At 69.1% G+C, this 23955-nt stretch carries 20 protein-coding genes and 2 pseudogenes; 16 read left to right on the top strand and 6 right to left on the bottom strand.

Annotation, left to right across the window (positions count from 1 at the left end; all coding sequences use genetic code 11):
• Positions 1-450, bottom strand: coding sequence for a VOC family protein (locus AC3IF3_RS23420; protein ID WP_243969417.1), 450 nt, complete (start codon positions 448-450; stop codon positions 1-3).
• An 86-nt stretch (positions 451-536) separates the two neighbouring features.
• On the opposite strand from AC3IF3_RS23420, the gene AC3IF3_RS23415 reads away from it, so the two are divergent.
• The gene (locus AC3IF3_RS23415; protein ID WP_489230506.1) at positions 537-1028 is read left to right on the top strand and encodes a MarR family winged helix-turn-helix transcriptional regulator; all 492 of its coding nucleotides are present in this window, start codon (positions 537-539) and stop codon (positions 1026-1028) included.
• A 225-nt stretch (positions 1029-1253) separates the two neighbouring features.
• Here AC3IF3_RS23415 and AC3IF3_RS23410 read toward each other — a convergent pair whose 3' ends face one another.
• Positions 1254-1667 (bottom strand): VOC family protein, encoded by a 414-nt coding sequence (locus AC3IF3_RS23410; RefSeq protein ID WP_243969414.1) that lies wholly within the window; start codon positions 1665-1667, stop codon positions 1254-1256.
• Between the two features lie 86 nt (positions 1668-1753).
• On the opposite strand from AC3IF3_RS23410, the pseudogene AC3IF3_RS23405 reads away from it, so the two are divergent.
• Positions 1754-2446 (top strand): annotated as a pseudogene (locus AC3IF3_RS23405) (helix-turn-helix transcriptional regulator); the annotation flags it as partial.
• A gap of 298 nt (positions 2447-2744) precedes the next feature.
• Here the strand turns inward: AC3IF3_RS23405 and AC3IF3_RS23400 are convergent.
• Both AC3IF3_RS23400 and AC3IF3_RS23395 read right to left on the bottom strand, forming a co-directional pair.
• Positions 2745-2976: pseudogene (locus AC3IF3_RS23400) on the bottom strand (hypothetical protein).
• A gap of 92 nt (positions 2977-3068) precedes the next feature.
• On the bottom strand, positions 3069-5876 hold the full coding sequence (locus AC3IF3_RS23395) for a hybrid sensor histidine kinase/response regulator (RefSeq protein WP_489230505.1): 2808 nt from the start codon (positions 5874-5876) through the stop codon (positions 3069-3071).
• Positions 5877-6688: 812 nt separating this feature from the next.
• On the opposite strand from AC3IF3_RS23395, the gene AC3IF3_RS23390 reads away from it, so the two are divergent.
• The 10 genes from AC3IF3_RS23390 to AC3IF3_RS23345 all read left to right on the top strand — a co-directional run bounded on the left by AC3IF3_RS23390 (position 6689) and on the right by AC3IF3_RS23345 (position 17491).
• Positions 6689-7948 carry an SPFH domain-containing protein gene (locus AC3IF3_RS23390; protein WP_489218451.1) on the top strand — a complete coding sequence of 420 codons (1260 nt, stop codon included), beginning with the start codon at positions 6689-6691 and terminating at the stop codon, positions 7946-7948.
• A gap of 379 nt (positions 7949-8327) precedes the next feature.
• On the top strand, positions 8328-8606 hold the full coding sequence (locus AC3IF3_RS23385) for a hypothetical protein (protein WP_267359698.1): 279 nt from the start codon (positions 8328-8330) through the stop codon (positions 8604-8606).
• Between the two features lie 128 nt (positions 8607-8734).
• Positions 8735-9130 (top strand): DUF4149 domain-containing protein, encoded by a 396-nt coding sequence (locus AC3IF3_RS23380; RefSeq protein WP_489220399.1) that lies wholly within the window; start codon positions 8735-8737, stop codon positions 9128-9130.
• 209 nt (positions 9131-9339) lie between these two features.
• Positions 9340-10977, top strand: a complete 1638-nt coding sequence (locus tag AC3IF3_RS23375; RefSeq protein WP_489218450.1) for an amidohydrolase — start codon at positions 9340-9342, stop codon at positions 10975-10977.
• Positions 10974-11966, top strand: coding sequence for a CobW family GTP-binding protein (locus AC3IF3_RS23370; protein ID WP_489218449.1), 993 nt, complete (start codon positions 10974-10976; stop codon positions 11964-11966). The genes AC3IF3_RS23375 and AC3IF3_RS23370 overlap by 4 nt, the downstream gene beginning before the upstream one ends.
• Complete coding sequence (locus AC3IF3_RS23365) at positions 11957-13474, top strand: ABC transporter substrate-binding protein (protein ID WP_489230503.1); 1518 nt, start codon at positions 11957-11959, stop codon at positions 13472-13474. Before AC3IF3_RS23370 ends, AC3IF3_RS23365 begins: the two co-directional genes overlap by 10 nt.
• 95 nt (positions 13475-13569) lie before the next feature.
• Positions 13570-14553 (top strand): ABC transporter permease, encoded by a 984-nt coding sequence (locus AC3IF3_RS23360; protein ID WP_489218446.1) that lies wholly within the window; start codon positions 13570-13572, stop codon positions 14551-14553.
• Positions 14554-14594: 41 nt separating this feature from the next.
• Positions 14595-15473 carry an ABC transporter permease gene (locus AC3IF3_RS23355; protein WP_489220398.1) on the top strand — a complete coding sequence of 293 codons (879 nt, stop codon included), beginning with the start codon at positions 14595-14597 and terminating at the stop codon, positions 15471-15473.
• Between the two features lie 3 nt (positions 15474-15476).
• Positions 15477-16472, top strand: a complete 996-nt coding sequence (locus AC3IF3_RS23350) for an ABC transporter ATP-binding protein (RefSeq protein WP_489218445.1) — start codon at positions 15477-15479, stop codon at positions 16470-16472.
• Positions 16469-17491, top strand: a complete 1023-nt coding sequence (locus AC3IF3_RS23345; protein ID WP_489218444.1) for an ABC transporter ATP-binding protein — start codon at positions 16469-16471, stop codon at positions 17489-17491. Before AC3IF3_RS23350 ends, AC3IF3_RS23345 begins: the two co-directional genes overlap by 4 nt.
• Positions 17492-17575: 84 nt before the next feature.
• On the opposite strand, the gene AC3IF3_RS23340 is transcribed toward AC3IF3_RS23345, so the two are convergent.
• Together AC3IF3_RS23340 and AC3IF3_RS23335 are read right to left on the bottom strand one after the other, a co-directional pair.
• Positions 17576-18964 carry an NAD(P)/FAD-dependent oxidoreductase gene (locus AC3IF3_RS23340; RefSeq protein WP_243999571.1) on the bottom strand — a complete coding sequence of 463 codons (1389 nt, stop codon included), beginning with the start codon at positions 18962-18964 and terminating at the stop codon, positions 17576-17578.
• 12 nt (positions 18965-18976) lie between these two features.
• Complete coding sequence (locus AC3IF3_RS23335) at positions 18977-19375, bottom strand: nuclear transport factor 2 family protein (RefSeq protein WP_489218443.1); 399 nt, start codon at positions 19373-19375, stop codon at positions 18977-18979.
• Between the two features lie 249 nt (positions 19376-19624).
• Here AC3IF3_RS23335 and tauA point away from each other — a divergent pair, with 249 nt between their 5' ends.
• From tauA to AC3IF3_RS23315, 4 genes are all read left to right on the top strand, one after another.
• Positions 19625-20656, top strand: coding sequence for a taurine ABC transporter substrate-binding protein (gene tauA, locus AC3IF3_RS23330; protein ID WP_489218442.1), 1032 nt, complete (start codon positions 19625-19627; stop codon positions 20654-20656).
• Positions 20657-20677: 21 nt separating this feature from the next.
• The gene (locus tag AC3IF3_RS23325) at positions 20678-21469 is read left to right on the top strand and encodes a taurine ABC transporter ATP-binding protein (RefSeq protein ID WP_243999564.1); all 792 of its coding nucleotides are present in this window, start codon (positions 20678-20680) and stop codon (positions 21467-21469) included.
• On the top strand, positions 21466-22308 hold the full coding sequence (locus AC3IF3_RS23320) for an ABC transporter permease subunit (RefSeq protein WP_243999563.1): 843 nt from the start codon (positions 21466-21468) through the stop codon (positions 22306-22308). The genes AC3IF3_RS23325 and AC3IF3_RS23320 overlap by 4 nt, the downstream gene beginning before the upstream one ends.
• Before the next feature lie 116 nt (positions 22309-22424).
• The gene (locus tag AC3IF3_RS23315; RefSeq protein WP_489218441.1) at positions 22425-23945 is read left to right on the top strand and encodes an aldehyde dehydrogenase family protein; all 1521 of its coding nucleotides are present in this window, start codon (positions 22425-22427) and stop codon (positions 23943-23945) included.
• Positions 23946-23955 lie beyond the last annotated feature (10 nt).

The following is a 23955-nucleotide window of genomic DNA, read 5'->3' as shown; positions in this document are numbered from 1 at the left end:
TCAGTCTCCGGTCAGCCACGGCGAGCCATCGTCGGGCGGGAGTTCGAGTCCGTGGGTCTCCTGCGTGTAGAAGCGAAGGCGCCGGCCGTCGGGGTCGGCGAACACGATGAGCCACGCCTGGATCGCGATGAGGACGGGCGAGTGGGCGATGCCCGCCGTGTCGAGGTGCGCGATCCAGCCGTCGAGGGCGGCCCGGTCCCGCACGGCAAGGGTAACTGGATCGAAGCCGGCCTGACGCGCGGCCTGGATCGGATCGAGACGCAGTTCGAGGTGCGTGCCGAGCCCCGGGACCTCAAGGATCAGGGCGTATAGTGTGCCGTCGGCGTGTCGATGGTCCCAAGCTTCGATGCGCTGGGCCCTGAGAGCGCACGCGTAGAAGGCGAGGCTGCGGTCGAGGTCGGCGACCGGGAACTTGAGGTGATGTATGCCGAGCAGGATCGGCGTCCCCATGCCGCACTCCGTCCGGGGAAGGTGCGGCTCAGGACTGAGCCAACGCCCTGCAACCCATTTCTGTTAAGCGCTTAACAATGTCAAGGATGCCGAGGAAGACGTCAGCCCCGCCGCTCGTCCCGCCCGACTTCGTGCGCCGCCGCTACCACGCCGTCCTTCCGCCCGGCGATGCGCTCGCCCTGGAGGCGTTGTTTGCTCTGCGCTCAGGCGTCCAGGCACTCGACAATGTCGTCGCGCGCTGGCTTGGCGATGACGCGCTGACACCCGGCCGCTGGCAGGTGCTTGCTGTGCTGTGGTCGCGCGACGAACCCGTGCCCCAGCGCGAGATCGTCGGGGCGCTGAAGGTCTCACGTGCCAACGTGTCGATGCTGGTCGATACCCTGCAGAAGGAAGGGCATATCGAAGCAGCGCCAGACCCGGCGGACGGGCGTCAGGTGTTGGTCTCGCTGACGCCTGGAGGTCGTGCGGTGACGGATCGGCTCATGCGGGAGACGGCGAGCAAGCTCCGGTGCAGTCTAGCCCTCGACGACGATGCATTGCGCACCCTGACCGATCTGATGATGCGACTTTTTCGATAATCTTCGGCGCCTTTACAACCTATGGATCGATCGGATGAGCAGAGTTAGGGCCTGTGGAGGGAGGTTATGCGTGTCCGCTTTGAACCTCATGCCCTCGGAAGCAGACCGGCGGAAATCCACCCTGAGCGGCATTCCCGCTTCCGACCCAACCCAGCCGCTCACCACTTCGGCTTTGATGCAGGAGGGCGGACAAACGTTCGATCGCCCGCCATTCAGAATGCCTGGTCAGGCCACCATCACGTCCATGACCCATGTCACACCGAACCGATCCGTCAGCATCCCGTAGAGCGGCGACCAAGCCGAAGCACCGAGCGGCTGCAAGACCGACGCGCCCACGCGAAGCTTCTCCCAGTACGCGGTGATCTCCTCAGACGAGGTGCCACGGACCGAGACGTAGAACGCGTTCTCCCCCGGGTTCCACGGCTTTTCCGGCTGTACGTCATAGGCCATGATCCGGAAGCCCTGATCGGAAGCCACTTGGCCCCAGATCATATGCTCAGCCTGCACAGCATCCTGCGTCGCCCCGAGGTCCCCGTAAGTGACGATCGTCCGCTGGCCGCCGAAGACGGAGCGGTAGAAATCGAGCGCCTCGCGAGCCTGCCCGCGGAAGTTGAGATGAGTGGTCGTCTGGACGGTCATGGCAGTCTCAAATGTGCAGGGCGTGTTGCCGAGCCCTGCGACTGGGATGTACCAACCCCTACCTGACAAAAACCGGCAGTAGGCTGATGGCACGGAGCGACCGCCTCTTCCGTCTCCTCCAGGCGATGCGCAGCCTGCCCAAACCGGTGACGGCCGCGCGTCTGGCAGAGGAGACCGGCGTCTCGGTGCGCTCGCTGTACCGGGACATCGACAGCCTGCGGGCCGCCGGAGCCCGGATCGACGGCGAGCGGGGTTACGGCTACCGGCTGACCGAGGATTACGCGCTTCCACCGCAGACGTTGGATCGCCTGGAGATCGAGGCGTTGGCGCTCGGCATGGCGGAGGTGCGCGCCATGGGCGATCCCGACTTGGCGGCGGCAGCGGCTTCGGTCGTGGCCAAGGTCGCAGCGATACTGCCGGACGATCGCGAGCAGCACCTGTTCCACTGCGTATCGAAGGTCTATCGCCCCGAGGCACGCTACGCGTCCGCTCAGAACCTAGGTCTGATCCGGCAGGCATGCTGGCGGGAAGAGGCGCTCACCATCCACTACACGGATGAGCGCGGTTCGGGCACGTTGCGGACGATCCTGCCGCTGGCGATCGTTCATACGGAGCGGCGACTGGTCGTTTTATCATGGTGCCGTCTGCGCGAAGCGTTCCGCATGTTCCGGATCGACCGCATCGTCGAAGCCAAGGTCGAGGGGGGCAGCTTTCGGCCGGACCGGGCATCCTTACTGCGCACCTACCTGGAAGCGCTGGAGAGCGGGGATGCGGCCCCGGCAGCACGATCTGGTGCTGACCGCAGGGCAGAATGGATCGACTTTTCAAGTCTGCTTCAACGCCTACGCCACTTGGAAGCGGACCAGCCGCAATCCACCCTGAGCAGCCATCCCGCTTCCGACCCAACACGGTCGTTCACGCGCGGTTATGTGCCTCCCGGAAGCGGACATGGCCGCAGACGTGAAAAAGATCGATGTGGGGGTCGCTGTAATCGCTTCATCGAGCCGAGCATTCAAGGCGGGCACGCCTGCGAGGTCAGCTGATGACAGTCTCCTGCTTGTCGTCTCCGAAGCCGGCTCAGGCCATCAGGCAATGAGTGTTGTCCGCAACGTGCTCCCGGTAGCGCGCGATGACATCACCGTGGCCGCCGCCCGCTATCAGGGTGTTGGCTGCCTCCACCGCGGCCACGACCTTCTCCCATCTCGGCTTGGCCCTCCGCGCCGCGCCATGCGATCCGCACCAGTCGCAACTCGATGACCTTCTGAGCCTCCACGGCGAGCGGAAAGTCGGCACAGAACGGGTTCAGCATGACGGCTCCGGTCGGTGGTTCGCGCCTGATAACGCCGTAGCGGAACCCCAGTCGCTACGGACGATGACGCAGGTCAACCTCTGCCGGCGGGTTCAAGCCTCGGCGATGAGATCCTTGATGCGGGTGGCGAGGGTTTCCAGCACGAACGGCTTGGTCAGGACCTGCATGCCGGGGCGCAGGTAGCCATTCCCGAGCACAGCGTTCTCGGCGTAGCCGGTAATAAAAAGCACCTTCAGGTCCGGCCGCCGCTCGCGGCCGGCATCGGCCATCTGCCGCCCGTTCATGCCCCCCGGCAGCCCGACGTCGGTCACCAGCAGGTCGATGCGCACGTCCGACTGAAGTGCCTTCAGGCCTCCCACGCTGTCGGCGGCCTCGATGGCGGTGTAGCCAAGGTCTTCCAGTACCTCGGTGACGAGCATGCGCACGGAGGGCTCGTCGTCCACGATCAACACTGTCTCGCCCTGGCCGGCCTGCTCCACCTCGGCAAGCCTGCGGGCCACGTCATCCTCGTCGGCCTCGCCGTAGTGGCGCGGCAGGTACAGGCAGACCGTCGTCCCGACGCCGACCTCGGAATAGATCCGCACCTGTCCGCCGGACTGTCGGGCGAAACCGTAGACCATGGACAGTCCGAGGCCCGTGCCCTCGCCGGTAGGCTTGGTGGTGAAGAACGGCTCGAACACCTTTCCAATCAGATCCGGGGCCATGCCGGTGCCGGTGTCGGTCACGCAGACGCCCAGGTACTGGCCGGCAGCGAGATCGTGCTGGCGGCCACCGGCCTCGTCAATCCACCTGTTGGCGGTCTCGATAGTGATGCGGCCGCCGTCCGGCATCGCGTCCCGAGCGTTGATGCACAGGTTGAGCAGCGCGTTCTCCAATTGTCCTGGGTCGATCAGCGCCGGCCACAGCCCCGCGAGGCCGACGACCTCCAAGTGGACGGCAGGACCGACAGTACGCCGGATCAACTCCTCCATGTCCCGGACCAGGCGGTTCACGTTGGTGGGCTTGGGGTCGAGGGTCTGGCGCCGGGAAAAGGCGAGCAGGCGATGCGTCAGGGCGGCGGCGCGCTTGGCCGCCCCTTGCGCGACGCTCATGTAGCGGTCGAGGTCGCCCATGCGACCCTGCAACATGCGGGTCTGCATCAGTTCCAGCGAGCCTGAGATGCCGGCAAGCAGGTTGTTGAAATCATGCGCGAGGCCGCCGGTCAGTTGGCCGACCGCCTCCATCTTCTGCGACTGCCGCAGGGCCTCCTCCGTCTTCGCGAGCGCTTCGCCCTGCAGCTTGATCTCGGTGACGTCGCGTACGGACGAGTAGATGAGCCCGTCGCGCGGGACAGCGTTCCAGGACAGCCAGACGTAACCGCCATCCTTGCGGCGGTAGCGGTTCTCGAACGTGAGTTGGGCCTCCCCGCGCGACAGCCCCCCCGCCGCCGCCAAGGTCGCGGCGATGTCGTCGGGGTGGACGAAATCGAGGAACGGTCGCGCCTTCATCTCGGCCTCGGTCCACCCGAGGGTCCGCGGCCAAGCCGGGTTGAGACCGACGAAGTAACCGTCGAGGTTGGCTACGCATAAGAGGTCGGACGAAGCTTGCCAGATCTGGTCGCGCTCGGCGGTCCGGGCGGCGACTTGGCGGGCTAGGTCGGCCTCCGTCTGCGCCCGGACGGTCACGTCCTGCACGAAGACGTGGAAGCCGTCGACCGCGCCGCCGTCATCCTGGCGGGGCAGGTAGCGAATCTCGGCAACGCGGTGCCGCCCGTCGCGGTGCGGCCAGTCCGTCTCGAAGGTGACGGGCTCGCCCCCGAGTGCCCGGTCGATGAAGGGCCGCCGAACGGCGTAGGCGGCCGGGCCCAGGAGTTCGCGGACATCGCGCCCGACGACCTCGCCGGGCGGGACGAAGAACCAGTCCCGGTAGGCATCGTTGGCGAAGCGGTAGACATGGCCCGCGTCGATGAACGCGATCAGCACCGGCAGCGCGTCGGTGATGAGTCGGAGTTCGCGGGCGTTGGCCTCCGCCCGCAACTCGGCGTTCCTTCGTGCGGTAATGTCGCCGAAGAAGACCGCGACGCGGCGGTCGCGCGGGTCCCCGACCCGGTGCGCACGCACGTCAAACCAGCGCCCGAACACGGCGGCGTAGTTCTCGAAGTGGGCGGATTCCCCAGTCAATGCGACGCGGCCGTAGCGGTCGAACCAGTGCCGTTCGAGGTTGGGCGCGAACGAGCTGACCCACCGACCGGCGACGTCCGCGCCGGTCTGCCGGGCGAAGGCCGGGTTGGCTTCCTCGATCAGGTAGTCGACCGCCCGTCCGTCCGCGTCGAAGCGCATCCTGATGATGCAGAACCCGACCTCGATCGTCTCGAACAGCGTCCGGTAGCGGGCCTCGCTAGCCTGCAGCGCCTCCTCGGCAAGGCGGCGGTCATGGATGTCCTCGACGACGCCGTACCAAGCCACGATGGCGCCGGCTTCGTCCCGGCGGGGACGCGCCCTGGCTCGCATCCAGCGGTATTCGCCTGCAGCCGCGATGTTGATGCGGTAGTCCACGTCGACCGGATCGCCCGAGGCGAGGCAAGCCGAGAACACCGCGACCGTGTGCGGAATGTCGTCCGGATGCAGGGCCTTCATCCAGCCCGCGCCGTCCGGTTCGCCCGGGGCCTGGCCCGTCAGGTCGAGCCAGCGATTCGAGTACGAGGTGATGTTGCCAACTGGGTCGCAGGTCCACGGGACCTGAGGGTTGAGTTCGACCGTGTGCCGGAAATGGTCTTCGCTCTCGCGGAGCTTCGCCTCGTTCTCCCTCAGCGCCATCCAGTGGAACGCCTCGCCTTCCGCCTCCGGCAGCCGCGACCGCAGGCGTATGACCTCCGCCTCAAGCTCGTTCCGCGACAACGCCGTGACGTCGAACCCAACCAAAACTCACTTCTCGCGATTGGCCGAGGTCTCGCCTCGAATTCGTGTATCCCGGGGGGCAAGCCATCCGGGCTCGACCGGTTCCGTTGACCGCGTCCCCCCGGCCGGGGCCGTGAGGCCCCGCCTGATCGGGCTACGCGGTCCGCTCCCGTCGAATCGCCCTGCGGAAGCGGGCTGCCTCAAGTCCACCGGTGCTGCCGTTCCAATAGCGGCCCTAGCCGTCGATCCGTCCCTGTCGAGCATCCCGGAGCGGGGCGTGTTCCACGACAAGCCGTTCCAGCAGCGCAAGCTCGTTCAAGGCATCCTCGAATTTGCGTCGGCCAGCCGATAGCTCGATCTATCGACCGGCTAAAAGGCACACCCGGTTCGGTGTTCAACGTCAGGTTCCCAGCATTTCTGACCGAGACCGGACGTTCCGGGCTCCACCCAACCCAGCCGTTCAGAGGCACTGGCCAACGCGACCGAAGCTGGCCGAAAGCTGCCGGTCCGCTTCGGAGGCGGGCGACCACGAAAGCGGACGCTCTCCAACCAACCCAATTCTGTCGTCAGGTTGATCTTCCCCGGTCACCAGAAGCGGACGCATGAAAGTCCGATCTTACCGGATGTCAGGCAGATCGACCCGAGGGACTGGGCTGCAACCCGCGAGCGACTAGCCTGACCAGACTCGCTCGGCAACCTTTGCGCAGGTGCGAAAAGTTCCATGCGACGCTCGCTCGGCTCAAGGCCGAGCTTCGTTGAAGCCCCACTGAGCAAGCGTATCCCGAACACTGATATTGCCGTCGCCCGTCATGGGCATTGAACGATCGAGACTTCCCATGTCCACCCTCATCCGCGCCGGCCTCTCGCTCGGCGCCCTGGCCATTTTCGCCGGCCTGCCTCGGCTCGCCTCGACCGAGGCCGCCATGACTGCGGGTCGCATCGCCGTCGATCAGCTGTCCGACAGCGACATCGCTCCGTTGAAGACGCAGATCGCGGCCGACCTCGCCGGCGGCTCCACGCTGCCGTTCCTGGCACTCCTCGCCGTTCTAGCAGTGATCTGGCTGGCTCCCGCCCGCCGGGTGCCACTCGCCGTCTTGGTCCTGGGCCTTGCCTCTGCCGCAGCGCCCGAGCCCGCGCGCGCCTACTTCAGCAAGTACGACTACGGCGAGTACATCGAGATCCTACCGAACCAATCAGCCTTTGTGATCCCAGAGAGCGGGGACACGAAGACAACGCAGGCGCAGTTTGGCTCGGAGCGCTTCCTCTCCGAGAGCAAGGTCGCGGCCAAGCGTGTCCAGATCCCGCACACCAAGCTGCCCAACACCGGCACGCTGTCAGACTATTATGTGCCAGCCGCGCGTTTGATCATCGTCGACCGAACGCCCGTCTCGCGCGAGTGGACGACCTCGTCCAACCGGGGCACTTCGGCCGCCGATCAGGGCTTCCGCTTCGAGACCGCCGACTCGATCGGGCTCTCGACCTCGGTGGTGATCTCCGCCTTCGTAAAGGAAGAGGACGCAGCCAAGTTCCTTTACTGGTTCGGTACCAAGCCCTCGGCCCAGGACACGGACGAGGCGCGCTTCGCCTCGGTCCTCTACGGCCGATCGCTAGCCGAGGTGGTCGACGGCAACGTCCATCGCACTGTGCAGGCAGCGCTCGCGCGGGAGTTTGGCCGTCGCTCGACCGATGACGCGATCCGTCAGAAGGCCGAGATCATGGCCGCCGTCGAGAAGGCTGTAATCGACCAGTTCGCGCCGATGGGCATCACCGTGACAACGCTGGGCTTTGCCGACGAGCTGAACTTCGAGAATACCGCGATCCAGGCGGCGATCGACGATACGTTTATGGCCAACAAGCGGGCGCAGTCGGCCCAGGCGCAGCTTGCCACGCTGCCGATCCAGGAGCGGATCCTCGACATGGAGATCCGCCGGTCGGACGCGCAGGCAAGGCAGACGCTCGCTGGCCGCTGGAACGGCAGCGCATCGGGCTTCCTGCCGTCGTGGGTGGTAATTCCAAGCGATATCCTCGGCACCGTCCGCGGTTGGTTAGGCGGTGGTGAGCAGAAGCCGGCGACGACTTCTACAACGAAGGGCTGATAGCCAAGCTATGATTACAAGCCGAGCGCTTGATATCCGTAAGGGGGGAGCTGCTTTCGACCCAACGTAGGCCTACAGATTGCTGCCAGCGCTGCGCGAAAGCGGTCATAGGTCCGGGTACCCGTGCAGGTCACGTGCGCTGCCAAGGCGCATAGTCAATGCGGTTCGGCTTCACAGATAGTGCAGGCACGACCTGGAATATGGCTCACTGTCCAGGGAGGACCAGGGCGAGTCACTCTTCGCCACCGGTGATGCTAGCGAAGAAATTGTTTCTCGTTCTAACCCGCCTCAGCAACGCTTAGTCACTACGTCCTGTGACACAAACAAATGTTGGGGACTTTGATTGTTCTTGGACCACCCTAACCGAGGGGCCTCGAAGATGCCGGTTCGCTCTTTAGTGATTTTGATACTGACGTCGGTTGCAACGCCAGCCCTGGCCTTGCAACCGCAGGACACTTTGCGTGATTGGAGCGCCGCACCGGGCGTCGACCGGGACCGCCTTATGCAGCAGTTGGAGAAATCCGGCGGAGGAGGTGCTCCGCGCAAGGATGTGTTGTCCTGCCTAAATGCCGCTTCGGGCATGGACGCGCATGCCAACTTGGCGATCAGCGACGTGTTCACTGCCTGCACTAAACAGACACTGAAAGACTCGATCTGAGCGTCGCCCCCCACCTCGCTCGTGAAGCAAGGGAGTATTCTCCCGAGGAAGGAGCACGGCATCGATGGGGCCGAGGGAACCGAACGCCACCCGCAAGGGCGATCAGAAAATCATAAGGCTTGAAACCGATGCTCTCGCAAACAGCTATCCTCCTGACCGCCCTCCTGTTCGGCGGGATGATCCTGTACTCATTCGGCTTCGCCGCGTTCTTGTTTAGCGCCCTGCCCGCCGACGCGGCAGGCCCGCTCCTGCGCCGCGCCTTCCCGCACTTCTACGTTTTCGTCATAGGGTGCGCCCTCTTCGGCGCAGCGCTGACAGCCAGCATCGATAGGACCTCCGCTCTTATTTTGGGGCTCATCGCCGTCACGGCACTCCTCGCGCGCCAAATCCTCATGCCGGCCATCAACGGGGCGACCGACATGGGCAATCGTAGACGTTTCGGCGTGCTTCATACCGGGTCGGTGCTGGTCACCTTGGCTCACATCGTCGGATCGTCCGCGGTGATCCTGAGGCTATCCGCCTAGGTTTTTGATCCCTCGGTGTGGTGGTACGGTCGGCCACCAAGCCGTTCGGGACGCCGAACCGGCCATGTCATCCCCGGCAGCACCTGCATCGCCGCGTGGGCCGGAGCTCCGATCGGCGGCGCCGCGCCCTGGCTCCCTTCATCCCCGGCGTCTGGCGCTAGCGGTCCGGGCGAACGGCCGGCATCCTAAGCGTCGTGCCGAGGACAGCCATGCCGAGTGAGATCACCCTCTTTGAGGCCCGGCGGGTCATCACGATGAACCCATCGCGTTCGGATGCGACCCATATCGCCGTGCGGGACGGGCGCGTGCTGATGGTCGGGACGCCGGCCGAGTTCGACGGGCTCGACGCGGTGCCGGATCGCCGCTTCGCCGACAAGGTCATCCTCCCCGGCTTCGTCGAGGGGCACGCCCACGTGATGGAGGGCACCCTCTGGCGCCAGACCTATGTCGGCGCTGGCGACCGCCGCAGCCCGGACGGACGTCGCGTGCCGGGTCTGCGCGACATCGGCGCCGTCGTGGACCGGCTCTCGGAGGCGGACCGGGCCATCGCCGACCCGGACCAGCTGCTCTACGGTTGGGGCTTCGATCCGCTGCATCTCGGCGGCGCGCGCCTGACCCGCCACGACCTCGACCGGGTCTCGACCACCCGGCCGGTGATGGTCCACCATGCCAGCCTGCACATCACCAACGTCAACAGCCTGCTCCTGGAGATGGCCGGCTTCGATGAGCACACGGCCATCGACGGCGTGCCGAAGCTGCCGGACGGCACGCCGTCCGGCGAGCTGCAGGGGATCGCCGCGCGGCTGCGCCTGTTCCGGGGGCTCGGCTACAACCCGATGAGCGGGACCCTCGACGCCGCCGATGTGGGCCGGTTCGGCGCGGCTGCGCAACTCCAGGGCATCACCACCATCGCCGACCTGCACAACGACCTCACGGACGCGACCGTGGCGGTTTACGGCGCTGCCTGCGTCGAGGGACTGCCGGTGCGGATCGTGCCGGCTCTGGCCTCGGTCTCGTGCCCCCCGGAAGACGGGGTCGCCAGGATCGGCCGCCTCGCCGCCGCTAGCACCGAGCGCCTCCGCTTCGGCATCGTGAAGATCGTCGTCGACGGGTCGATCCAGGGCTTCACCGCCCGGCTCCTGCCGCCGGGCTATCACAACGGCGCGCCGAACGGCCTCTGGTACGTCGCCCCCGAGGATCTCGACCGGATCGTCGGCGTCTACCACGCCGCCGGCATCCAGCTTCACATCCACACCAACGGCAACGAGGCCACCGAGGCGGCGCTCGACGCGGTCGAGAAGGCGCAGATCGCCCATCCCCGTCCCGACCACCGGCACACCCTCCAGCATTGCCAGATGGCAACTGAGGCGCAGCTGCGGCGGGTCAAGGCCCTGGGCCTGTGCCTCAACCTGTTCTCGAACCACCTCTACTACTGGGGTGACGCCCATCACGACCTGACGATGGGGCCAGAGCGGGCAGCCCGGATCGACGCCGCCAGGAGCGCGGCGCGGCTCGGTATCCCGCTCGCGATCCACTCGGACGCGCCGGTGACGCCGCTCGGGCCGCTGTTCACCGCTTGGTGCGCCGTCAACCGGACCACATCGTCGGGGCGCGTGCTCGGCCCCGAGGAGCGGCTGAGCGTCGCCCAAGCCCTGCACGCCGTGACGCTGGGGGCCGCCTACACCCTGCGGATGGACCATTGCGTCGGCTCCATCGAGGCCGGGAAGTTCGCCGATTTCGCCGTCCTCGACGCGGATCCCTACGCGGTACCCCAGGAGGCGCTCAAAGACATTCCGGTCCACGCCACGGTGTTGGGCGGCCGCGTCTTCGCGGTGCCGCCGGCATGAGGCGCGGGCTTCCCCCGCCCGCGACGCGCTGCCCGCTCACGGTCGTCGGCGGCTTCCTCGGAGCCGGCAAGACGACGCTGCTGAACCGGCTGCTCGCCGGGTCGCAGGGCCGCTACGCGGTGCTGGTCAACGATTTCGGCGCGATCAACGTCGATGCGGGCCTGATCCAGAACCATGATGGGCAGACCCTGCGGCTGACCAACGGCTGCGTCTGCTGCAGCCTCGCCGACGGCTTCCTCGACACGCTGATGCGCGTCCTCGCGGAGCCCGAACCCTTCGACCACATCGTCATCGAGGCGAGCGGCGTCGGCGATCCGGGCGCCATCGCGGAGATCGCCCTGGTGGAGCCCGGCCTCGTCCTGCGCGGCGTCGTCGTGCTGGCGGATGCCGAGCGCCTGCCGGGCCTCGCCGCCGACCCGCGCCTGGGCGATACCCTCGCCCGCCAGATCCGCGCGGCCGACCTCCTCGTTCTCAACAAGCGCGACCTCGTGGACGAAGCGGGTCGCGCGGTAGCCCGGGATACGCTCGCCGCCCTCGCGCCCGGCGTCCCGGTCATCGAGACCGTGGCGGCCGCGCTGCCCGCTTCTGTCTTCGATCTCGGCGGCGCAGGTCCGGACCGGGCCCGGCGGGGATCGACCCGGCTGCGGGCCGAGGCGGTGCCGCACGAGGAGGCCTTCCAGCGCCTGCTCTACCGGCGCGCGGGCGCGTTCGACCGCGCCGCGCTCGAACGCGCGCTCGCCGGCATGCCGGCCGCACTCCTGCGGCTGAAGGGTCGCCTCGGTCTGGCCGACAGGCCCGGGATGCACCTGCTGCAGATGGTCGGGCGCCGCTGGAGCCTGTCGCCGCTGCCCGAGCCTGCGCCGGACGAAGCCGAACTCGTCGGCATCGCGGCGACCGATCCCGAAGCCGGCCCGACGCTCGCCGGCCTCCTCGACGCCGCGATGCGACACCCGCACACCCCACACGGAGACCGAACCCGATGCGCCTGACCAAACGCACGCTCCTCGGCGCCGGCCTCTCGGTCCTCGCCGCACCCCTGACGACCCCGATCCTCGACCTGCCGAAGGCGCTGGCCGACGACGCGGCCGCGCCGCTGGTGATCGGCACCAGCCAAGTGCCGCGCCACTTCAACGGCGCCGTGCAGTCCGGCATCGCCACCGGGATGGTGTCGACGCAGATCTTCGCGAGCCCGCTGCGCTACGACGACCAGTGGAACCCGCAACCCTACCTGGCGAAATCCTGGGTCGTCGCCCCCGACAACCTCAGCGTGACGCTCCACCTCGTGGAGGACGCCGTCTTCCACGACGGCCACCCGCTGACCGCCGAGGATGTCGCCTTCTCGATCGGGGTGATCAAGGCCAACCATCCGTTCCAGACCATGCTGGAGCCGGTCTCGACGGTCGAGACCCCCGATGCCCACACGGTCATCATCCGGCTCGCGCGCCCGCACCCGGCGCTGCTGCTGGCCATGTCGCCCGGCCTGATGCCGATCCTGCCCAAGCACGTCTACGGCGACGGCCAGGACATCAAGACCCATCCGGCCAACCTGAAGCCCGTCGGCTCCGGCCCGTTCAAGTTCGTGGAGTACAAGCAGGGCGAGTCGATCCAGCTCGAGCGATTCGACCGGTTCTTCATCCCCGGGCGGCCCAGGTTGGCGCGGCTCGTCTACCGGATCCTGCCGGACCAGAACAGCCTCGTCATCGCCACCGAGCGGCGCGAGATCGGCATGCTGCCGTTCCTCTCCTCGGTGCGCGATATCGAGCGCCTCGTCAAGGCGCCGACCCTGACCGTGACGGATCGCGGCTTCGAGGGGATCGGCCCGATCAACTGGCTGGCCTTCAACTGCGGGAAGAAGCCCCTCGACGACGTGCGCGTCCGTCGGGCCATCGCGCTGGCGGCCAACCGCGACTTCATCACCGGCAAGCTGCTCGGCGGCGTCGCGAAGGCGGCCACCGGCCCGATCGTGCCGGGCTCGCCGTTCTACGAGCCGGCCGTCGACCTCTACAAGCTCGACATCGCCGAGGCGGACGCCCTGCTCGACGAGGCCGGCCTGAAGAAGGGGCCGGATGGCACGCGGTTCCAGCTCACCATCGACTACATCCCCAACGACAACGATCAGCAGCGCAACGTCGCCGAGTACCTGCGGGCCGGCCTCAAGCGGATCGGCATCGCCCTCCAGGTCCGCGCTGCGCCGGACTTCCCGACCTGGGCGCAGCGCGTCTCCAACTTCGATTTCGACCTGACCATGGACAACGTCTTCAACTGGGGCGACCCGGTGATCGGCGTGGCGCGGACCTACCTGTCGACCAATATCCGCAAGGGTGTGATCTGGTCGAATACCCAGCAGTACAAGAACCCGAAGGTCGAACTGCTGAACGCCGCCGCGGTCGAGACAGACCCGCAGAAGCGCAAGGCGCTCTACGACGAGTTCCAAAAGATCGTCGTGTCCGAGGCGCCGATCGCCTATCTCAACCTCACCCCCTACAAGGCGGTCTAGGACAAGCGCCTGACGAACCTGCCCCTGTCGATCTGGGGGCCGCTCTCGCCCCTCGACGAGGTCGCCTGGGCGCAGGGCGCCGCCGGAGCCGAGCGATGACGGGCCTGCGCAGGCTCGGCGCGACGGCAGCGAACGCCGTCGGCCTGCTGCTCGCCGTGGTGGTACTGAACTTCCTGCTGATCCAGGCGGCGCCAGGTGATCCGGCGCAGGTCATCGCCGGGGAGATGGGCGGTGCCTCGCCGGAGATCATGGCCGAGATCCGCACGCGCTACGGCCTCGACCGCAGCCTGCCCGAGCAGCTCGCGACCTATGTCGGCAAGGTCGCGCGGGGCGATCTCGGCTACTCGTTCTTCTTCAACGAGCCGGTCTCGCGCCTCATCCTCGGGCGGCTGCCGGCCACCGCCGTGCTGGTCCTGTCGTCCCTCGGCTTCGCGGTGCTCGCCGGCGCCGGCCTCGGGATCCTGGGCGCCCGCAAACCGAACGGCCTCCTCAGTCACGCGGTCTCCCTGGTGGCGATCGCCGGCAACGCCGCGCCGGTGTTCTGGACCGGCCTGATGCTGCTGGTCGTGTTCGCCTCCCTGTGGCCGGTGCTCCCGGTCGCCGGGATGGAGGACGTGGCCACCCCGCGCCACGGCCTCGCCTACGGTCTCGACGTCGCCCAGCACCTGGTCCTGCCGGCGCTGATCCTCGGCATCGTCTACGTCGCGCAGTACAGCCGCCTGATGCGCGCCAGCATGATCGACGCGCTCAACGCCGACTACGTCCGGACCGCCCGGGCCAAGGGCCTGCCGGAGCGGATCGTGATCGGCAAGCACGCGCTGCGCAACGCGCTGATCCCCCTCGTCACCATGGTCGGGCTCCAGTTCGGTCAGCTCTTCGCCGGGGCGATCCTGGTGGAGACCGTGTTCGCGTGGCCGGGGCTCGGCCGGCTGACCTTCGACTCGATCCTGCGGCGCGACTACCCGACGCTGCTCGGGATCCTGTTCTGCTCGGCGCTGCTGGTCATCGCGGCGAACCTCGTCACCGACCTCCTCTATCGCCTGATCGACCCGCGGATCCGCGCCGGGAGGCCGTTATGAGCGCCCTCATCGCGGCCGAGCCGGCGGTGCGGCCCGAGCCGATGCGTTCCGAGGCGGCGGCCCCGATGCCGCGTCCCGCGGCGAATCCCGGCCTTGCCGCCCTGCGCCTGTTCCTGCGCAACCCGAGCGGGCTCCTGGGCTCCGTCATCCTGATCGGCCTCCTGTTCGCCGCGCTGGCGGGCCCGCACCTCTACGGGGTCGACCCGTTCGAGATCGTCGGCGCCCCGTTCCAGCCCCCCGGGGGCGACCCGGTGCTGGGTACCGATTACCTCGGCCAGGATATCCTCGCAGCTCTGCTCCAGGGCGGCCGCGCGACCCTGCTGGTCGGGTTCTCGGCGGCCCTCATCACCGTGGTGATCGGCGTGACCTTCGGGGCGCTCGCAGGCTTCTTCGGCGGCCGGGTCGACGCGGCGCTGATGAAGGTCACCGAGTTCTTCCAGGTGCTGCCGACCCTGCTGTTCGCGATGGTTCTGGTCACCCTGTTCGGCCAAAGGATCGCCATCACCACGATCGCGATCGGCATCGTGTCCTGGCCGCCCACGGCCCGTTTGACCCGGGCCGAGTTCCTGCGCCTGCGCGGTCTCGACTTCGTCAAAGCGGCCCGGGCGGCCGGCGCCGGACCGCTCTACCTGATCGGCCGGGTGATCCTGCCGAACGCCGCGCCGCCGATCGTGGTCTCCGCGACGCTGGCGATCGGCACCGCCGTGCTGTTCGAGGGCGCCCTGAGCTTCCTCGGGCTGGGCGACCCCAACGTGATGAGCTGGGGGCTGATGATCGGCCAGAACCGCGCCTACGCCCTGGAGGCGTGGTGGACCGTGCTGCTGCCCGGGGCGGCGATCTTCCTCGCGGTCCTCGGGGTCAGCCTCGTGGGCGACGCGGTCAACGACGCGGTCAATCCGCGCCTGCGCAAGCGGAGCTGAGCGATGGCCCCCGTTCTCGCCGTCGAGGATCTGACCGTCACCCTGACGCAGACGGACGGCCCCGTGCCGGTCCTGGAGCGGCTGAGCTTTTCCGTCGAGGCCGGCCGCACCGTCGCGCTTGTCGGCGAATCCGGTTGCGGCAAGAGCATGACGGCGCTGGCCATCATGGGTCTGCTGCCGGAGGGCTTCGCCCGCGCCGGCGGCCGGATCCGGCTCGCCGGGGAGGATATCGCAACCGCCAAGCCGGCCCGGCTGCGGGCCCTGCGCGGCAGCGCCCTGTCGATGATCTTCCAGGAACCGATGACGGCCCTGAATCCAGTCTACACGGTGGGCGACCAGATCGCCGAGGCGCTGCGGCTCCACCAGCGGCTCGGGCGCCGCGCCGCGCTGGAGCGGGCGCTGGCGATGCTCAGGGCCGTGCAGATCCCCGCGGCCGAACGGCGCCTGCATGCCTACCCGCACGAACTCTCCGGCGGCATGCGCCAGCGGGTGATGATCGCCATGGCGCTGGCCTGTCGGCCCAAGCTCCTGATCGCCGACGAGCCCACAACGGCGCTCGACGTGACCGTCCAGGCGCAGGTCTTCGACCTGCTGAAGGCCCTGCAGGACGAGATGGGCACCGCCATCGTGCTGATCACCCACGACCTCGGCGCGGTGGCCGACATCGCCGACACCGTGGCGGTGCTCTACGCCGGGCGCTGTATCGAGCAGGGCGACACCCGGTCGGTGATGCGCGCGCCGCAGCATCCCTACACGCGGGGGCTAATGGGCTGCACGCCGCATCTGCGCCTCGGCGCGGCGGCCGATGCGCGGACGGGGCCGCTGCGTGAGATCCCGGGCCTCGTTCCGCCGCTCGGCCGGCGACCGGCGATCTGCGCCTTCGCGGACCGCTGCGGCCGGGCCGATGCCACCTGCCTGGACAATCTCCAGCCGCCCCTGGCCGAGGCTGGCCCGTCCCGGGCGGTGGCCTGCTGGCATCCGGAGACCCGCGCCGCATGACGACGAACGCCGCATCATTCCCGACCGGGGCGGACCTGCTGCAGGTCAACGATCTGAAGGTCCACTTCCCGGTCCCGGGGGGCGGGCGCGTCCACGCGGTCGATGGCGTGAGCTTCGTCGTGCGCCGGGGCGCCAGCTTCGGCATCGTCGGGGAATCCGGCTCCGGCAAGTCGACCACGGCGCAGGGGATCATGCGCCTCGTCCCGGCGACCGCGGGTCAGGTGGTCCTGCGCGGCGACGACATCCTCGGCCTCCGGGGCGCCCGGCTCCGGCAGGCGCGGCGCCACATCCAGATGGTGTTTCAGGACCCGTTCGCCTCCCTCGATCCCCGGCGCTGCGCCGGGGATCTCGTGGCCGAGCCGCTGCGGCTGCTGGAGGGGCTCTCGCGCAGGCGGGCGGCGGCGCGGCTCGACGGGCTGTTCGCCGCGGTGGGCCTGCCCTCCGAGGCCCGGAGCCTGTTCCCGCACCAGTTCTCGGGCGGGCAGCGCCAGCGCCTGTGCATCGCCCGGGCGCTGGCGACCGAGCCCGACATCATTGTCTGCGACGAGGCGGTGTCGGCCCTCGACGTCGCGATCCAAGCGCAGATCCTCAACCTCCTGGCCAAGCTCCAGGCCGAGCGCGGCCTCGCCTACATCTTCATCTCGCACGACCTCGGCGTCGTGCAGCACCTCTGCCACGAGGTCGCGGTGATGTATCTCGGCCGCATCGTCGAGCAGGCGCCGACGCGGACATTCTTCTCCGCCCCGCGCCATCCCTACAGCTGGTCGCTGATCTCGGCGGCGGTGCCGGCCGGTCCCGCGCGGGACGCCCTGAAGGCGCGCTACCTCGTGCGCGGCGAGCCGCCGAGCCCGATCGATCCGCCCGCCGGCTGCCGCTTCGCCGGGCGGTGCCCGCTCGCGGTCGAGCGCTGCCGTGCCGAGGATCCTACCCTGCTGGCGACCGGCCCGGGCCACTACGTCGCCTGTCACCGGGTCGGCGAGATCGAGGCACCGAATTTCGACCGGGCCCAGGCCGCCTGACGCCACGCGGTCCTCCACCTCCATACGAAGAGGCCGCCCCGAACGCACGGGACGGCCTCTTCGTGTCCGCCGGCGGCGGCCGGTTCAGGCCGCCTCGTCGCGGTGATGGTACCAGCGATACAGCATCCGCTGCCCGATGCGCCGGAACGGGGCGAAGGGGTGGCCCGGGAGCGCTCCCTCGAAGATCGGCAGGCCCGCGGGCCTGCGCCCAGCGACCAGCCCAGCGAGCCGGCGGCCGGCCTGGGCCGAGAACGCGACGCCGTTGCCGCCGTAGCCCATGGCATAGAACAGGGGCTCGCCCGGTTCGGGCTGGACGATGCGGGGCATCATGTCGTGGCTGACATCGACCCAGCCCCACCACGAATAGTCGATCCCGATGCCTTCGAGGACCGGGAATTTCTGGTGCAGGCCGTCCACCAGCAGGCGCAGGTGGCGTGGATGGGTCGCGTCCGCGCCGGTGATCGCGCTGCGGCTGCCGATCTGCACCCGGCCGTCCGGCAGCCGGCGGTAATAGAACCGCAGGGTGCGCGTGTCGGTGACGAAGGTCGTCGTGCGCAGCGTCGCGGCGATCTCGTCGGCGGTGAGCGGCCGCGTGACCAGAGAATTCGACAGGATCGGCATGATCCGGCTGCGCAGGCGCGGGTGCAGCCCCTGGCTGGTATAGCCGCCCGTGGCGATCGCGACCGCGCGGGCCCGCACGGTCCCGTGGGGTGTCCGCACCCGGAAGCCGCCGCCGTCGCGATCGATCCCGAGCACCGGACTGGAAGGGTGGACCTTGGCCCCGGCCGCCCGTGCGGCCCGGAGGTAACCGAAGGCGAACTTGCCCGGATGGATGCCGATCCCAAGCGGTTCGTGGAGCGCGCCGACCGCCCCGGCCTCGTCCATCCAGTCGCGCCGCAGCTCGTCCGCGCCCAGCATCCGGGTGCGGTAGCCGAAGACCGAGTTGGCGACCTCGGACTCGGCCGAAAGCTTGGCCAAGGTTCGGGACCGATGGGCGACGTAGATGTGGCCGCCGGGCTGCGGATCGGGATCGAACTCGCGCACGAGGCCGGTGAAATACTTGAAGCCCTCCAGGATCTCGGCGTGGAGGCGGAGCGCGGTCTCGCGGCCGTAGCGGGCGATCCATTGCGAGCGGCTGAGCCGGCCCGAAGCGTTCTGACCCTGGCCGCCGTTGCGGGTACTGCAGCCCCAGGCGACCCGGTTGGCCTCCAAGACGGTAGCCTTGATGCCGTGATCGCGGGCGAGGCTGAGGGCGCAGGACAGGCCGGTGAAGCCCGAGCCGACGATCACCACGTCCGCATCGACGTCCCCCGTGATCGGGCCGTCATCGGCCGGCGGCGGGCCTGCGGTGGCCACCCAGTAGGTCGGCGCGTAGGCGCGGTCCGTCCCCGGGGTGGCGTCGGTCAGCGGGTCGTAGGTCGGATCGTAGGGCGCGCCGGTCGGGCGCGGGACGGGATCGGGGGTCAGACTCACGCTCCGCCTCCCTCAGGCCGCCTGGACCGGGCGATCCTTGCGGAAGGCGCTCTTGCGGGCGATCAGCCGGCCCTCGAACACGAAAAGGTCGACCCCCTCCACGGCGACCCGGCCACCATCGGCCCGGGTGCCGGTGAACAGCCATTCCGATGTCGCTCGCTCCCCCGCCAGCGTGTGGCGCGACACCGTCCAGGCCACATCCGGCATGTCGGTCCAGACCGCCACGAAGGCCGCCCGCACCGCGTACTGGCCGGACAGCCGGCGGCCGTGCGCCTCCGGACCGGCGGCGGTGTCGAACACGACACCCGGCGTGAAGCAGGCCATGACACCCTCGGCGTCGTGGCGGTTGAAGGCGGCGAACAGGCGTTCCAGCAGGGCGTGGCGCTCGGCTTCAATCGTCGCTTCACTCATAGCATTGCGCTCCCCTTGCGCGCCCACAGGCGGCCGTCGTTCGCGCTGACCTAACGCCGCGGCAGGCCGGCAGACGAGATCCAGAGCGAGGCCAAAGACGCATCCAGTTGGGGGGCGCACCAAGGGGCGGAGGAGCCAGTCGGAGACGATTTGGGCAGAGTCTGGCCCCTTGTGCACGGGGCTTGCCTTGTCGGACCCTGTCGCAAGCCGAGCCGCTTCGATCCGGTTTGCTCAAGGGGGAGTGTGGACATGGACAGCGTAAGGCCGCGATCGAACCCGCGCCGCTCCGTGGTGCGCACGCTCCTGACCGCCCTGACGCCCCTGGTTCTGGGCCTCCTCGCGCCCGGCCCCGCCTGGGCCGCCGAGAAGTCGGTCACCTTCGCCCACCAGGACATGGTGGTGCCGTTCCGGGCCCTGATGGCCTCGGGGGCGATCGAGAAGGCTACCGGCTACACGGTGACCTGGCGCAAGTTTGGCGGCGGCGGCGACGTGATCCGCGCCATGGCGTCGGGCAACGTTCAGATCGGCGAGGCGGGCTCGAGCCCGATCGCCGCGGCGGCCTCGCAGGGGCTCGACATCCAGCTCTTCTGGATCCTCGACGAGATTGCCGACGCCGAGCAACTCGTGGCGCGCAACGGCACCGGCATCCAGAGCGTGTCCGACCTGCGCGGCAAGACCGTCGCGGTGCCATTCGTCTCGACCTCCCACTACCAGCTGATCGCCGCCCTGGCCGATGCCGGGCTGAGCCAGAAGGACGTGACGATCCTCAACATGCGTCCGCCCGAGATTGCCGCCGCCTGGGAGCGCGGCGACATCGACGCGACCTTCATCTGGGATCCGGTCCTCGCCCGGGTGAAGAAGTCCGGCACGGTGGTGATGTCGGCCGGCGACATCGCCCGCAAGGGCAAGGCGACCTTCGACGGCCTCGTGGTCGACCGGGCCTGGGCTGCGCAGAACCGGGACTTCCTGGTCACCCTGGTGAAGCTGATCGCCGCCGAGGACACCGCCTACGGGGCCAAGCCCTGGGCCGCCGGTTCGCCCAAGGTGAAGGCGGTGGCCAAGATCACCGGCGCCGATCCCGCGGAGGTGCCGGCGAGCCTCGCGAGCTACCGCTTCCCGGCCCTCGACGCGCAGGCCTCCCCGGCCTGGCTCGGCGGTGGGGCCGCCAAGGCCCTGACCGAGACCGCCGAATTCCTGAAGGCGCAGGGCCGCGTCCAGGCCCTGGCGCCGGATTACGGCCGGTTCGTCACCGGGGATTACGTCGCGGCGGCCCGGAAGTAAGCGGCGGCTTCAGAGGGCGGCATGATCGAGATCCGCAACGTCAGCGTCCATTACGGGGAGGGCGAGGCCGGCATCGTCGCCCTCTCGCAGGTGAACCTGACGATCCGGCCCGGGGAGTTCGTGGTCGCGCTCGGCGCCTCCGGCTGTGGCAAGACCACCCTGCTCTCGGCGATCGCGGGCTTCCTCGAACCGACCGAGGGCAGCATCCTCCTCGACGGCGTGCCGATCCGGGGGCCGGGGGCCGACCGGGGGGTGGTGTTCCAGCGCCACGCCCTGATGCCCTGGCTGAGCGTGGCCGAGAACGTGGCGTTCGGCCCCAAGCTGCGCGGCGTCGCGCGCCCGGAGCGGCGCCGGATCGCCCAGGCGATGCTCGACCTCGTCGGACTGGCCGAATTCGCCGACCGGAAGGTCTACGAACTCTCCGGGGGCATGCAGCAGCGGGTCGGCATCGCCCGGGCGCTCGCCGCCGACCCGCGCGCCCTGCTGATGGACGAGCCCCTGGGCGCCCTCGACGCGTTCACGCGCGAGCAGGTCCAAGAGCTGATCCTTCGAATCTGGCACCGGACCGGCAAGATGGCCTTCTTCATCACCCACGACGTCGAGGAGGCGGTGTTCCTGGCCACGAAACTCCTGATCATGAGCCCGCGGCCTGGCCGCATCGTCGAGACGATCGACCTGCCGTTCTCGCGCGCGGTCGTGGCCGGGCGGGAGGCCCGGGCGGTCAAGTCGGATCCCGACTTCATCGCCGTGCGGGAGCGCGTGCTCGCGCGCATCCATCACCGGACCGATCCGGCACTCGGGGGCTCCCGATGAGCGGACTGCCCCTCGACGCGACGGCCGTGCCCGAACCGCAGCGGGCCCGTCCCAAGCGCCCGGCCCGCCGCAGCGGCGCGCTGGTGCCGATCGTCAGCACCGCTACCGTACTGGCCTGCCTCGGCCTCTGGGCGGTCGCGACCCATATCGGCTGGATCAAGCCGCTGTTCCTGCCGCCGCCGGAGGCGGTCTTGTCGGCCCTCGGCCAGGCCTGGAACGGCGATCTGGATGGTGCCCCCCTCGGCATCCATGTCCGCGACAGCCTGCTGCGCGTCCTCGGGGCCTTCGGGCTCGCCACTTTGCTCGGCATCCCCGCCGGGCTGGCCATGGGGACGAGCCGGATCGCCCGCGGCATCCTCGACCCGCTGATCGAGTTCTACCGGCCCCTGCCGCCGCTCGCCTACCTGCCGCTGATGATCATCTGGTTCGGGATCGGCGAATTGTCGAAAGTCCTGCTGATCGTCCTCGCCTGCTTCGCCCCGGTGGCGCTGGCGACCCGCTCCGGCGTGCTCTCGGCCTCCGCCGACCAGATCAACGCGGCGCGCGCCCTCGGGGCGAGCCGTGCGCAGGTCCTGCGCTACGTGGTGCTCCCGGCGGCGCTGCCGGAGATCCTGATCGGTCTGCGGATCGGCATGGGCGTGGGCTGGACCACCCTGGTCGCCGCCGAGATGGTGGCGGCCCAGGCCGGGCTCGGCCAGCTCGTCCTCAACGCCTCCAACTTCCTGCGCACCGACGTCGTGGTGATGGGGATCCTGCTGATCGGCCTTTTCGCCACCCTGTTCGAGGTCGGCCTGCGCCAGCTCGAGCGCGTGCTGGTCCCCTGGAAGGGAAAGGCCTGAGGGCAGCCGGGTCCCGCCCTGGCCCCCTCACGCGCCGCCGGCTGGACCTGTCGCGACGCACGGGGCGCCCCTATCGACGGCGGGACGCCCAAAGCTGAGCCACGAGTGAGTCGCCCATGTCGAACGCCCCCGAGAGCCAAACGTGCGGGCAGGCGCGCCTTCCCCGGGGTGTGCGCGATCTCCTCGCCGCCCTCGCCGGCCGCCACCTGATCGGCAATGCGCTGGTCGGCCCGGTGGACGGCGACGGCCTGACCGTCCTCGATCCCGCCACCGGGCACGCCCTGGCCCCGGCGCCGGCGGCCGGCCCGGCGGATGTCGAGGCCGCGGTCGCGGCCGCCCGCGCCGCCGGTCGGGCCTGGGCGCGGGTGCCGGCCCGCGAGCGCGGGCGGCTGGTGGCCGAGGGCGGGCGCCGGATCGCGGCGGCGTCCCCGGATCTCGCCCCGCTGCTGGCCGCCGAGACCGGCAAGGCGATCCGCACCGAGTGCCGCCCCGAGATCGCCACCGCGGCCGACATCCTCGCGATGTTCGGCGGTCTTGCCACCGAATTGAAGGGCGAGACGCTGCCGTTCAGCCCGGACATGCTCGCGCTGACCACCCGCGAGCCCCTGGGCGTGGTGGCGGCGGTCCTGCCCTGGAACGTGCCCCTCGTGCTGATGGCGCTCAAGATCGGACCGGCCCTGGTCGCCGGGAATACCGTGGTGGTGAAGGCGTCCGAGGAGGCCCCCTTCGCGACGATCGAGGCGGCGCGCCTCCTGGCCGATCTCCTGCCGCCCGGCGTCCTCAACGTGATCTGCGGCACCGGTCCCGCCTGCGGAGCGCCGCTGGTCCGGCACCCGGACGTCGCCAAGGTCACCTTCACGGGCTCGCAGGCGGTGGGCGAGGCGATCTACCGCGAGGCCGCCGACAAGCTGATCCCAGTGAGCCTGGAACTCGGCGGCAAGAGTCCGATGCTGGTGTTCGCGGATGCGGACCTCGACCGGGCCGTCGCGGGCGCGGTGGCTGGCATGCGCTTCACCCGACAGGGCCAGAGCTGCACCGCCTCGAGCCGGATCTACGTCGACGCTGAGCTGCACGACCGGTTCGTGGAGCGTCTGGCCGCCGCCGTCTCGAACCTCCGGATGGGCGATCCCCTGGACGAGGCCACCGATATCGGCACTGTGATCAATGCCCGGCAGCGTGCCAAGATCATGGATTACATCGCCCAGGGCGAGGCCACGCCGGGCGCGCGGGCCGTGCGGTGCGGGCGCCTGCCGGCCGCGCCGAATCTCGCCGAGGGCCTGTTCGTGGAGCCAGTCCTGTTCACCGGTCTGACCGAGGACAGCCCGCTCATGCGCGACGAGATCTTCGGTCCGGTCGCCTGCATCGTGCCGTTCTCCGACGAGGAGGCGGTCCTGGAGTCGGCGAATGCGGGCGCGTTCGGCCTCGCCGCAACGGTCTGGACCCGGGACCTGCGCCGGGCGCTGCGGGTGTCGCACGCGCTGGATGCGGGCTATGTGCAGGTCAATCAGAACCTGACGATCCAGCCGAATCTCAGCTACGGCGGCTTCAAGAAGTCGGGCCTCGGCAAGGAGGCCTCCCTGGAGTCGATGCTGGAGCATTTCACCCGCAAGAAGACCATCGTGGTCGACATGCGTTAGGGCGGTGCCT

The sequence above is a fragment of the Methylobacterium sp. J-118 genome (assembly GCF_057836565.1).
This window is presented reverse-complemented; position numbering and strand designations above follow the sequence as displayed.